This window comes from Vicinamibacterales bacterium (assembly GCA_041659285.1).
Classification (GTDB): domain Bacteria; phylum Acidobacteriota; class Vicinamibacteria; order Vicinamibacterales; family UBA2999; genus 12-FULL-67-14b.
In genome coordinates, this window is the sequence record JBAZYO010000008.1 from 204,997 (window position 1) to 216,897 (window position 11,901).

The 11,901-nt window shown below is 67.6% G+C and carries 13 protein-coding genes; 3 read left to right on the forward strand and 10 right to left on the reverse strand.

Annotated features, from left to right (window positions below; all coding sequences use genetic code 11):
- Nucleotides 1-2: 2 nt before the first annotated feature.
- The 10 genes from WC815_15060 to WC815_15105 all read right to left on the reverse strand — a co-directional run bounded on the left by WC815_15060 (nt 3) and on the right by WC815_15105 (nt 9,927).
- Nucleotides 3-1,193, reverse strand: a complete 1,191-nt coding sequence (locus WC815_15060) for an MFS transporter (protein MFA5910099.1) — start codon at nt 1,191-1,193, stop codon at nt 3-5.
- Complete coding sequence (gene murJ / locus WC815_15065) at nt 1,190-2,782, reverse strand: murein biosynthesis integral membrane protein MurJ (protein ID MFA5910100.1); 1,593 nt, start codon at nt 2,780-2,782, stop codon at nt 1,190-1,192. The genes WC815_15060 and murJ overlap by 4 nt, the downstream gene beginning before the upstream one ends.
- A gap of 222 nt (nt 2,783-3,004) precedes the next feature.
- Nucleotides 3,005-3,451 carry a GatB/YqeY domain-containing protein gene (locus tag WC815_15070; GenBank protein MFA5910101.1) on the reverse strand — a complete coding sequence of 149 codons (447 nt, stop codon included), beginning with the start codon at nt 3,449-3,451 and terminating at the stop codon, nt 3,005-3,007.
- A 69-nt stretch (nt 3,452-3,520) separates the two neighbouring features.
- Nucleotides 3,521-4,558 carry a hypothetical protein gene (locus tag WC815_15075; protein ID MFA5910102.1) on the reverse strand — a complete coding sequence of 346 codons (1,038 nt, stop codon included), beginning with the start codon at nt 4,556-4,558 and terminating at the stop codon, nt 3,521-3,523.
- A 76-nt stretch (nt 4,559-4,634) separates the two neighbouring features.
- Complete coding sequence (locus WC815_15080) at nt 4,635-5,393, reverse strand: hypothetical protein (protein MFA5910103.1); 759 nt, start codon at nt 5,391-5,393, stop codon at nt 4,635-4,637.
- An 81-nt stretch (nt 5,394-5,474) separates the two neighbouring features.
- Nucleotides 5,475-6,569 (reverse strand): DegT/DnrJ/EryC1/StrS family aminotransferase, encoded by a 1,095-nt coding sequence (locus WC815_15085; protein ID MFA5910104.1) that lies wholly within the window; start codon nt 6,567-6,569, stop codon nt 5,475-5,477.
- Nucleotides 6,553-7,638 carry an NAD-dependent epimerase/dehydratase family protein gene (locus WC815_15090; GenBank protein ID MFA5910105.1) on the reverse strand — a complete coding sequence of 362 codons (1,086 nt, stop codon included), beginning with the start codon at nt 7,636-7,638 and terminating at the stop codon, nt 6,553-6,555. Before WC815_15090 ends, WC815_15085 begins: the two co-directional genes overlap by 17 nt.
- Nucleotides 7,557-8,315 carry a glycosyltransferase family 2 protein gene (locus tag WC815_15095; GenBank protein MFA5910106.1) on the reverse strand — a complete coding sequence of 253 codons (759 nt, stop codon included), beginning with the start codon at nt 8,313-8,315 and terminating at the stop codon, nt 7,557-7,559. Before WC815_15095 ends, WC815_15090 begins: the two co-directional genes overlap by 82 nt.
- A 10-nt stretch (nt 8,316-8,325) precedes the next feature.
- Complete coding sequence (locus WC815_15100; protein ID MFA5910107.1) at nt 8,326-9,063, reverse strand: polyprenol monophosphomannose synthase; 738 nt, start codon at nt 9,061-9,063, stop codon at nt 8,326-8,328.
- A gap of 3 nt (nt 9,064-9,066) precedes the next feature.
- Nucleotides 9,067-9,927 (reverse strand): glycosyltransferase family 2 protein, encoded by an 861-nt coding sequence (locus WC815_15105; GenBank protein MFA5910108.1) that lies wholly within the window; start codon nt 9,925-9,927, stop codon nt 9,067-9,069.
- A 229-nt stretch (nt 9,928-10,156) separates the two neighbouring features.
- On the opposite strand from WC815_15105, the gene WC815_15110 reads away from it, so the two are divergent.
- Genes WC815_15110 through WC815_15120 form a run of 3 tightly spaced genes read left to right on the forward strand, consistent with a single transcriptional unit; the run spans nt 10,157 to nt 11,897 of the window.
- A complete protein-coding gene (locus tag WC815_15110) occupies nt 10,157-10,597 on the forward strand; it encodes a hypothetical protein (GenBank protein ID MFA5910109.1) in 441 nt (146 codons plus the stop codon).
- Nucleotides 10,597-11,490 (forward strand): 16S rRNA (cytosine(1402)-N(4))-methyltransferase RsmH, encoded by an 894-nt coding sequence (rsmH, locus tag WC815_15115; GenBank protein ID MFA5910110.1) that lies wholly within the window; start codon nt 10,597-10,599, stop codon nt 11,488-11,490. The genes WC815_15110 and rsmH overlap by 1 nt, the downstream gene beginning before the upstream one ends.
- A gap of 11 nt (nt 11,491-11,501) precedes the next feature.
- Nucleotides 11,502-11,897 (forward strand): cell division protein FtsL, encoded by a 396-nt coding sequence (locus tag WC815_15120; GenBank protein ID MFA5910111.1) that lies wholly within the window; start codon nt 11,502-11,504, stop codon nt 11,895-11,897.
- The last annotated feature ends 4 nt before the right edge of the window (nt 11,898-11,901 follow it).

Below are 11,901 nucleotides of genomic sequence, written 5' to 3' on the forward strand. Positions count from 1 at the left end.
TACTACGGGAGCGGGGCGGCCGGCGCGGCCGCCGGCTCTTCCGCGGCCCCGGTCGAGGGCAGGCCCGCCGCCAGCGCCGCGGCCACCAGGGGCAGAAAGGCCAGCGCCGACAGCGTGCTCTCGATGCCGAAACGGTCGGCGCCGGCGCCGATCAGCGGCACCGCCAGGCTGCCCATGCCCCAGGCAAAGCCCATCATCAGCGACGACACCGTGGCGGCGCCGCCGTTCACGAACGTCTGCGCGAAGGTCACGCTGATCGGGAGCGTCGACTGCAGCAGCAAGCCGCCAATCGCCAGCATGGCGGTGAAGCCAATCGGCGGCAGCCGCGGCGCCATCGCCATGAACGGCACGGCCGCGATCAGCGACCACACGATGACGCGCCTCGGCCCGATGCGGTCCGACAACGGGCCGCCGATGAATCCGCCAATCCCGCTCGCAAACAGGTACAGCGACACCGCCGTGCTGGCTTCGCCAATCGTGAAGCCCTGGCGGGTCAGCAGCGTCGGCGTGAACGTCATGAATCCGTACGACGTCGCCGTTCGCAGCACGATGGTGAAGTAGAGCAGCGCCAGCGGGACGGCGGCCGGCCGCAGCGAGGCCAGCGTGGAACGCTCGTGCGCGGCCGGCAGCGTCAGGGGTGGCACCTGCCGCAGCGTCCACGACAGCGCGATCAGCCCGGGGATCATGATCAGCGGTGACCACTGCAGCCCCATGTAGGCGATGAACGGCGCAAACAGCACGGGCGCCGCGGAAAAGCCCAGTGCCCCGCCGGACAAGTGCGCCGACATCGCCAGGCCCTTGCGATGGTCCGCCATGCGGTAGACCAGCGCCGCGGCCGGCGGATGGAATGCGGCCCCGCCCAACCCGCCAACGACCAGGATGATACCCAGCATGAGCGGCGTGCGCGCCGCGCCGACGAAGCTGAGCACGATGACCGCGAGCAGCGGCCCGGCGATCACCAGCACGCGCGGGCGCCAGCGATCGGCCAGCGCGCCGAACCCCAGTTGCGACACCGAGTTCGCCAGCTGAAAACACATCGCCAGCATCCCGGCCGTGGCCAGCGACAGGTTGAGGTGAGGAATGAACAGCGGCAGGAGGGGCGCGTAGATATTGGTGTAGCCGTCCACCACCACGTGCGTCGAGGCGATCTTCCAAATCGATGTATGGAGCCCGAGCCAGCCGCGATCCTTCACCCGACCATCCTTTTCAACCGTCCCAGCACCATGTCACGAGCCTCGCCGAACTCGGGGATGCGCAAGACCTGCGCCGCCACCGCGAGCGTCACGAGCGCCAGGCCGATGCTGGAGCCCAGCCGGACCACCTGGACGAGCAGGGAGTGCCCGGGCAACCAGGCCGTGAGCAGTTCGTGTGATCCCCACGCGGCTGCCGCCATGGCCAGCGACGCCGCCATCACGCGCACCATGGCGGCCGCAATGCGGGATCCTTCAAGGCCGTCGAGCTCGCGCCGCATCAGCGCCAGCTGAATCGAGGCGTTGAGCAGCGCCGTGATCGAGGTTCCGAGCGCCAGCCCGCGATAGCCCATGACGCGCACCAGCCAGACGTTGAGCGCCACGTTGATCACGACCGACCCCGCGCTCACCATCACCGGGATGCGGCTCTTCTGCAGCGCGTAGAAGGTCGGCGACACGATGCGCACGATCGAATAGCCGACCAGGCCGATGGCGTAGAGCTGCAGGGCCGCGGCGGTGGCCGCGGTGTCGGCCGCCGTGAACTCTCCGCGTTCGAAGATCACGGCGACGATGGGGCGGGCCAGCACCATCAGGCCGAGCGTGGCCGGGACGTTCAAGAGCAGCATGAGGCTGAGCGCATGTGCCAGCGTGGACCGGATGCGGGGGAAGTTGCCTTCAGCGACCAGGCGCGAGACCGCGGGCGTGGCGGCCGTGGCGATCGACACGCCGAACAGCCCGATCGGCAGGTACATCAGGCGGAACGCGAAATCGAGCCACGACACCGCGCCGGTGCCTTCGCCGGTTGCCAGCACCGTGTTCACCAACACGTTGATCTGCGTGGCGGCCATGCCGATGGTGCCGGGTCCCATCAACAACAGCACGCGATACAGGCCTTCGTCGTGGAGATCGAGTTGCGGCCGGTAGCGAAAGCCTTCACGGCGGAGCGGAGGCCATTGAATGACCAGCTGCCCCAGCCCGCCCACCAGGGTGGCAATGGCGAAGATCGTGATCTCGGCCACGCCCAACGCCGCCGCGAACGGGATGAACGCCAGGGAGATGATGATCACCGCGACGTTGAACATTGCCGGCGACAGCGCCGGCACGAAGAAATGGCCGAGCGAGTTCAGCATGCCCATCAACGCCGCGGCCACCGCGACCATCGAGAGGAACGGCAGGACGATCCGGGTCAGGTGGATCGTCAACTCGAGCTTGCCCGGCACCGCGCTGAACTCGGAGGCGAACAGGCGGACGAGCGGCTCGGCGAAGACGATGCCGGCCACCACGAACACGCCGGTGACCAGGAGCAGGGCGTTGATGACCGAGTTGGCGAGGCTCCAGGCGCGTTCGCGCCCGTGCAGGGTGAGCTGCCTTGTGAAGGTCGGCACAAACGCCGCGCTCATCGCGCCTTCGGCAAACAGGTCACGGACGAGGTTGGGGATGCGGCTCGCCACGCGGAAGGCGTCTGCCGCGTCGCCGGCGCCGAAGTAGAAGGCCAGGACCTGATCCCGCACCAATCCGAGAATTCGGCTCGTGATGGTGGCCAGCCCGAAGACCCCGGCGGACCGGGCCAGGCGTGGTTGGGAGTCGGGCATCAGTCAGGGCAAGCGTAGCATGGCGATCGGTGTGCGCTGGCGGGACGCGTCCAGCGGCCGAACACCCCGGCCCTGTTTCGCCTCAAAAAAATAGGGCCCAAACCGTTCGGCTCGAGCCCTAAGGAGGATGGTGAGAGGCTGACTAGGCCTTTCAAATGTATAGACGGGCCACGCCGCGAAAATGTTTGCCCGCACACCCCACAATTTGCACGGTTGTCGTGACTAATTGAGGGACTGGCGGACCGCGTCGCTGACCTTTTTGCCGTCCACGGTCTTTCCGGCCAGCGCGGCCATGACCGCCTTCATCACCTTGCCCATGTCCTTGGCCGTGGTCGCGCCAGTCTCGGCGACCGCGGCCGCCACCGCGGCGGCAATCTCCTCGTCGCTGGCCGCGGCCGGCAGGTACGCTTCGAGCACCACGATCTCCGCCTGTTCCTTGTCGGCCAGGTCCACGCGCCCACCCTTGGTGAACTGATCGATGGAGTCGCGGCGCTGCTTCACCAGCATCGACACGACCTGCAGTTCTTCGGCCCCCTCGAGGGCGCGCCCCTTCTCGATGCTCTTGTTGGTGAGCGCGGTCTTCAGCATGCGCAGGGGCGTGAGCCGCATGGCGTCTTTCGCCTTCATCGCGGTGACGATATCGGTGCTGAGTGTTTGTTCTAACGACATGACATTGTTCTTTCGCTGAACTCCGGCTAAAGCCGGAGGCTACATCTGCAGCCGGAGGCTGCATCGTGACTAGTGATCCAACTCGCCGTCACCCAACGTGAAGTGCCAGTCGTCGGTCGAGTCGGAGAATCCCTTCGGCGGCGTGATCGCGTTCACCTTCACCGTGAGGTCGATGCCCGACTTCACCATGAAGTACCCCGACCGCCGCAGCACCCGCCGGAACGCGGCGTGCGTGGCGTAACAGCGAATCTTGTCGGAGTCGGCGACGCGGGCCTCGCGGTCCACCCATCGCGCCAACGTCTTCAAGCCGCGCTCGTCCGCCGGGTCGGCCAGCAGATCCACGATCTGCGTGACGCGGCCCTGCGGCTCGCGCAGGTGCCGGTAGACAACGTAGCCGTCGACTTCGTCGCCGCGGCGCAACAGCGCGGCCGTGTAGCGCACGTGCGGCGGCTCGATGTACTTCCAGTTCAGGTACCTCGCGTCGCGCTGCACCGCGATGGCAAACCGGCCCGCCATCCGCTCCCACAGGCGATCGACGCGGGCGTCGAAGCGGCGGACCACTTCCACCTCTTCGCGCAACGGCTGCGTCCGCGACACCAGCCGAACGACCGGCAGCGCCAGCGCCGAAACCAGCCGGTTGATGGCCACCGGCCAGGTCGGGATGCGCAACGCCCGGCGGCTGATCGGTTTCACCAGGCACGGCAGCGGCTGGGCCTTGGGCCACCGCATCTCGTCGAGGCGCGCGCGAGTGGCGGGGGAAAGCCCGGCGCCCAACGCCACGCCAGTGCCGCGGTCCCACGCGCGCAGCAACGCCCCGCCAAGACCCTGGCGCTGGCGCTCGGCGACGACCAGCGGATCCGAGCTCCACGTGCCGGCGGCTTCCTGTCCGCCGATGGTGAGGCGCACGGGCAAGAGCGGGCACGCCGCGATCAACGTCGGGCCTTCACGAACTACCCAGTAGGGAGGCTCGACGCCGGCCGCCGGGTTCCTGCGGACCCAGTCCCAACGCAGGCGCAGACGGTCGGCCGCTTCGTTGCCGAGCGTCCGTCGATAGATCTGTTCAACGCCCCGACGATCGTCAGGGGTGTAGCGTTCGATATCCGCCATGGACAAAACAAGCCGCGCCAGTCACAACTGCGAGGGGAGTGCTAATTCTACGCGAGGGACGCGACGGTGAGGGCGCTTACCTGCCGCCTGGAGGACGCACCTGGGCGCCGGGCTGTTGCGTCTGCACGGGAGGATTGACGATCACGCCCGGCCTGGATGAGCCGACCGTGGGCCCGGTTCCGGGATTCGCCGGGTTCGGCGCCGGGTTGATCGTGATGCTCTGCGGTGCGCCCGTGTTGGGGTTGATCGTGATCACCGGCTGACCGTTCACTCCGGGCGGCGCCTGGAAGACGCCCGGCTGCGGGAACCCGTTCTGCTGACCCGGCTGCGGGAACGAGAACACCGGCGGATTGGGCGGATTTGAATCCGGATCTTCTTCCTCTTCGGCGTCGTCTGAAGACGCCGGCGCGGGCCGTGGCGCCGCGAAGCGCGGGTTGGGCGGCGCCGGACCCTGGCCTGGCGCCGGGCGCGCGGCCGGCGCTGGTGCGGCGCTCGTGGCCAGCACGAGGATGCGGTCGTAGATCGACGCGCCGGTGGCGGCCGAGGCGCTGCGCGGAGCGGCCATGTAGCCGGCGACGCTGCGCAGCACGATTTCAAGCGCCTGCGATTCCGGCACGTCCACGAGCTTGAGCGTGAGCGGCGCGCCCGACACGCGTTCGCCGCCGATCACCTTGGTCCCGCCCAGCTTGCCCCACTCCACGAGGATGGTGCGCACGGGTACCGACGTCGCCTCGAGCGAAACCCGGCCGTCGTTGAACGACAGCTTCAGCTGCTGCGCGCTTGCCGGCAGGCTGACGAGGATCGACAGGGCAAATGTGAGAAGGGTTCGACGCATGAAAACGCCTGAAATCAGTATACGCCTTTGCCTGATTTAGACGCCCGCGGCGCCAGCCCGGTCTTGGACTCCGGCGGCCGCTCAGCGCGAGGGTGGATTGAAGGACGAAGCCGCCCGGGCGACCGCCGCGACCTGGTCGTCGGTAAGCGCCGGATACATAGGCAACGAAACGACTTCCGAGCACACCCGGTCGGCCACCGGGCACATGGCCGGGTTGGTGGCCGCCAGCGCCGGCTGCCGCGGAATGGGCACCGGGTAGTGGATCAGGGTTTCGACACCCTGGCTCGTGCAATGTGCCTGGAAGGCATCGCGATGCGGCGTGAGCACCGGGAAGAGGTGATAGACGTGGCCCGGGTCGAATTCACGGGGCACCGTGAGTGAAGCCGGCACCAGCGCGCGCCGGTAGCCCGCGGCGATGCTTCGCCGCCGCGCGGTCCATCCCGCCAGATACGGGAGGCGCGCCCGCAGGATGGCCGCCTGCAATTCGTCGAGGCGGCTGTTCGCGCCCGCTTCCTGGTGGTGATAGCGGGAGGTCTGGCCGCCGTTGCGCAGCCGCTTGATGCGCGCGGCCAGCTGCGCGTCGCCGGTAATCACCGCGCCGCCATCGCCCAGCGCGCCGAGGTTCTTGGTGGGGTAGAAGCTGGTGGCGCCGGCAATGCCGATGGTGCCGACCGCCCGCCCATCCGCGGTGGCGAGGTGGGCCTGCGCCGCGTCCTCGACGAGGGCCAGGTGGTGGCGCGCCGCAATCGCCTCGAAGGCGCGCATGTCGGCGGCCTGGCCGTACAAGTGCACCGGCAGGATGGCCCGGGTCCGCGGCGTGATGGCCGCTTCGGTCGCGCGCGGATCGAGCGTCAGCCGCTCGGGGTCGATGTCGGCAAACACCGGGCGGGCGCCCGCCATCATCACCGCGAGCGCCGAGTAGGCCGCCGACAGCGGCGGCGTGATCACCTCGTCGCCGGGGCCGATGTCGAGCGCGCGCAGGATCAGCGTGATGGCGTCGGTGCCGGTGCCGACGCCCACCGCGTGGGCGGCCTGGCTGGCCGCCGCAAACTCCGACTCGAACGCCTCGACCTCCGGGCCGAGCACGAACCAGCCGCTCGCAATCACGCGTTCGATCGCCGCCTTGACCGCCGCGGTGTCTTCGCCCGGGCGGAGCGCGTTAAACGGGACGCTCATCGACATATTTGGCGAGGTGTTCGCGGTAGTAATCCAGCGTGCGCGTGAAACCTTCGCGCAGCGGCACCGTCGGCGCCCATCCGGTGCGCGTCATGAACAGCGACGAGTCGGCGTAGAAGCTGCCGATGTCGATCGCCTTCTTTTCCGCCGGCCAGTCGATGAACTTGTAGCGGCCCCGTCCGGCCAGTTCGACGAGCAGGGCCACCAGGTCACGGTGGGTGATGTGTTCATCGCCGCCGACGTTGAACGCCTCGCCGTTCACCGCGTCGCTGGCGCCCGCGGCCAGGAACGCCTCGACCGCGTCATCGACGTAGACGAAGTCGCGGACCTGCGAGCCGTCGCCGAAGACCTCGATCTCGCGGTCTTCGAGCACCAGGCGGATGAACCAGCCGATGAAGCCCTGGCGGTTGTGACGCAGCAACTGCCGCGGCCCGTACACGTTGGTGAGCCGCAGCGCGCAGGCGCGCACGCCGAACACGTTGTTGTAAACCAGGTGGTAGTACTCGCCGGCCGCCTTGTTGACGCCGTTGACGTCGGTCGGCCGCACCAGTTGGCGTTCGGTCACCGGCAGCGCGTCGGGCCGCCCGTAGATCTGCCGCGTGCTGGCGTAGACGACCTTCGCCTTGGGGTTGTGGTGCCGGCACGCTTCGAGCAGCGTCAGCTGGCTGCGGCAGTTGATCTCGAGGTCGGTGTGCGGATCCCGCATGCTGTCGATGTGGCTCACCTGGCCGGCGAGGTTGAAGATCACCTCGCGGTCCTGCACCAGGTAGTTCATCGTGCTGGCCTGCCGCACGTCGGCGACGTTGACGCGCACGCGGGATTCGATGCCGCTGATGTTGAAGAGGTTGCCGCCGTAGTCGGGGATCAGCGAATCGACCAGCAGCACGTCGGCGCCGAGCCCGGCCAGCCGGTGCGCGAGGTTGCTGCCGATGAACCCGAGGCCGCCGGTGATCATCACGCGCCGGCCCTGGTAGAACGCCGCGTTGGTCATCGCCGAGGCCCCGCGCCGGGCGCCGGCGCGGTAACCGGCCTCGCCTTGAGGTGCTCGCGGCGGATCACGAGCAGCCACCACAGCTTGAGCACATCGACGCCGGTGCGGAAGATGCGGGGGAAGTTGAAGAACTGCGACTTGCCGTAGGCGCGGTGGTAATGGTGGACCGGCGTTTCGGCGACGCGGAAGCCCGCGTCCTGGAACTTCTTCATCATCTCCAGGCAGATCACGCCGCTGTCTTTCTCGAGTCGGACCACGTCGAAGATCCGCCGCCGCATCAGCCGGAAGTCGCAATCGACGTCGCGGACCTTCAGGCCAAACAGCAGCTTCACGGTGTGGTGGTAGAGGCGGCCGATAATGATGCGGTGCCTCGGATCCGACCGGCTGATCTTCCAGCCGTTCACCCAATCCACCTCGTCGGTCATCTGCTTCCAGAGCAGGACCATTTCCGACGGGTCGTACTGGGCGTCGCCGTCGGTGTAGAACACCAGGTCCTTGGTGGCGGCGGCAAACCCGGATCGCAAGGCGCCGCCGTAGCCGCGGTTCTTCTGGTGGTGGATGATGCGGACGTGGTCGGGATACACCCGCGCCAGCTCGTCGAGAATGCGCGGCGTCTCGTCCTGGCTGCCGTCGTTGATGACCATGACTTCGAAGTCGGGCGTCAGCGTGCCCGCCACCTGCACGGCGCTGATCACCAGGCTGGCAATCGTGCCGGCATCGTTGTAGGCCGGAAAGAACACGCTCAGGCCGGGCATCTTGGCCACTTTACTTCGATCCTCCCGGCTGCCGCGGCCGGATCCGGCCGTGGCGCAGCACGAGCTTCCAGGGCGTGATCAGGGATTCGAGCAGCACGCCGCTCGACAGCTTCGACGCGCCCTGCCGCCGCTCCACGAAGATGATCGGCGACTCGACGATGCTGAGGCCGGCGTCGGCGGCCATGAACGTCACGTCGAGCAGGAAGGCGTAGCCTTCGGACACGATCTTGTCGAGCGGCAGCCGGGCGAGCGACCGCCGCCGCCAGCAGCGGTAGCCGGTGGTGATGTCGCGCAAGCCGAGACCGGTGACCGTGCGGATGTAAAAGTTCGCGAACGAGCTGAGGATGATCCGGCGCAGCGGCCAGTTCACGACGCTGATGCCGTTCAGGTATCGCGACCCGATGACGAGGTCCGCGCCTGCCTCGGCTTCGGCGATCATCGCCGGCAGGTACTTCGGATCATGCGACAGGTCGGCGTCCATCTGGCACACCAGGTCGGCATCACCGGCAATGGCGTGGCGGAAGCCTTCGAGGTACGACACCCCCAGGCCCCGCGGGCCGGTGCGATGGAGCACGCGCACACGGCCGGGATACTGGACGGTGAGCGCATCGGCGACCGCGCCGGTGCCGTCGGGTGACTGATCGTCCAGCACCATCACCTCGGTGCCGGGCACCTCGAGGATGTCCTTGACGAGAATGGGCAGGTTCTCCCGCTCGTTGTAGGTCGGGACCAGGACCAGCGTCTTCATCCGCTACCGCCGCCCCTCGAAGCGCAGCGACGCCACCTGCTCCGACACCAGGCCGACCAGCATGACGATCACCGAGAACATCAGGAGCAACACGGCGCCGTTGGGAATGCGGTCGTGGTAGGCGAAGTTCCAGGCGCCGTAGCCGGCGCCGAGCACGAACGCCGCCGCGCTGACCGGCGCGAAGATCCGCAGAGGACTGAAGATGGTGATGACTTTGAGCAAGATCAATAGAAACTTTGCGCCGTCGCTCGCCAGCCGGATCTTCGACGTGCCGATCCGCGGCAAGGCCCCAATGGGCTCGAACGCCACATTGTAACCGGCCTTGATGAAGGCCAGCGTTGTCGTGGTCGGCGTCGAGAAGCCGTTCGGGAGCAAGTGGATGAACTCGAGCAGGTACTCGCGGCGTCCGGCGCGGAAACCGGACGTCAGATCCGGAATCGGGCGGTCGGTGAGGTAACTGGCCAGCCAGTTCAGGACGGCGTTGCCAATCCGGCGTCCCGCCGTGGCCTGGGTGTCGGACGAACGCGCGCCGATCACGAGGTCGTACTCGCCGAGCCGCGCCACCAGGCGCGCCACGTCGTTGGCGCGATGCTGGCCGTCGCCATCGACAATCGTCAGCCACTCGCTCGACGTCGCGCGGATCGCCGTCTTCACGGCGGCGCCGTTGCCCTTGTTGTACGGATGCGAGACCACGCGGGCGCCGGCCGCTTCCGCGGCCTGGCCCGTGCCATCGGTGGACCCGTCGTCCACGACCAGCACTTCGTGCCACGGCGCGGCGGCGCGGAGGCTGGCGACGACCGCGCCAATGCTCTCGCGCTCGTTGAAGGCCGGGACGACGATGGTGACGGAGCTTGGCGAGGCCATCGGCTACAGAAAAATTTGCTGGCTAGGAACCGGCAATCGTAGCACGCGAGGCGTAGCACCCCGGCCTCTCCAGGTGGTAGTCAAAATATTGACACACCTTCGTCTTGTTGGCGAAACAAAGGCGTAAACGATAGACAGGTAACCATTTGAAGCACTTGGACGTTGACAAGCCCACTCACCCCACTTAATATCCGAGTGGATTTTTGTGGAGTGAAGTGGAGTTATAGACGTGCTCCGGGGCAACCAGCCGGCGAAAATTGATGATAAGGGCCGGCTCAAGGTCCCGAACGGCTTTCGTGCCGCGATTCAGAAGGATCACGGCCCCGAGCTGTTCGTGACGAGCCTTACGGGCCAGTCTGTACGGATCTATCCAATGCCGGTCTGGCTCGAGATCGAGGGCCGCATTGCGCAGATGCCTTCTACTCATCCCGCGCGACAGAAGTACCTGGACCGCGTGAACTTTTACGGTCAGGTCGCGGAACTCGACCCCCAGGGACGCGTCCTGATTCAGCCCCGGCTTCGTGACAGCGCGCTCATGACCGGCGAAGTAGACGTGCTGGGGCAGCAGAACTACCTCGAGGTCTGGAACCACGAGCGCTTCGTCGCCCGGTTGCTCACCGAGCCGTTCACCGACGACGACGCGCGAGCGCTTGCTGATTTCGGGATCTAGTGGAACGCGCACTTCACGTTCCCGTTCTGCTCGAGGAGGTGCGGTCGCTGCTCCAGCCGGAGCGCGGCGGCACCTTCGTGGATTGCACCGTGGGCCTGGGCGGCCACTCGCGCATGTTGCTCGAGGGCGGGGCGACGCGGCTGATTGGGATCGATCGCGACACCGACGCGATCGCGATCGCGCGGACGGAGCTCGAATCGTTCGGTGATCGGGTCACGCTCGTGCACGCCGACTACCGCGAGGTCGCCGGCGTGCTGGACGCCGAGGGCGTGCCGGAGGTCGCGGGGCTGCTCGCCGACTTCGGCGTCTCGTCGATGCAGCTGGACGGCGAGGGGCGCGGGTTCAGCTTCAAGCGCGACGAGCCGCTGGACATGCGGATGGACCGCAGCCGCGGCGAGACGGCGGCCGAGCTGATCGACCGGGTCGAGGAAACGGAACTGGCCGACGCCATCTATCGCTTCGGCGAAGAGCGGCGGTCCCGGCAAGTGGCGCGCGCCATCGTCATGGCGCGCCAGCAGTCGCCGATCGAGACGACCGGGCGGCTGGCGGAGATCGTGCGGCGAGGGGTGGCCGCGCGCGGCTGGCAGCGGATCGATCCGGCGACGCGCACGTTCCAGGCGCTGCGCATCTGGGTCAACCGCGAGCTGGATGAACTCGACTCGTTTATCGGCCGGGCCGCCTCGCGGCTGCAGGTCGGCGGGCGGCTGGCGCTGATTTCGTTTCACTCACTGGAAGACCGGGTGGTGAAACACACGCTGCGCGATCTGGCGCGCGGCGACGAGGCGGCCATCAAGGTGCTGACCAAGCACCCGGTGATCGCCGGGGACGCGGAAGCGGCCGTCAACCCGCGGGCCCGGAGCGCGAAGCTCCGTGCCGCAGTACGAATCAGGTAAGGGAGGGGCGGATGGACAAAGCAGGAACCTTCGAATACGAAATTCGCAAGGACTTCCGCAATAACCAGATCGTGCGGGAGGTGGACGAGCGCCGCCAGCGCGACCTGTGGATGACGCTCGGCGTTGGCGTCGCCCTTGTCGGGGTGCTGCTGTTCTCGGCGTGGCAGCACTTCGAGCTGCTGCGCCATGGCTACAGGCTCGAGCAGATGCAGCGCGACCGCGCGGCGGAGAACGACATCAACCGCCACCTGCGCCTCGAAATGGAAACGCTGCGCGCTCCCCAGCGCATCGAGAAGCTCGCGATCGAGCGGCTCGGCATGGTGAGCCCCGGCGCGGCTGAAGCCGTCGTGCTCGAACGCGTGGCGCCGCAGGCGGCGCCCGCCAAGTCCGTCGTCGCGAGCCGGTAACAGG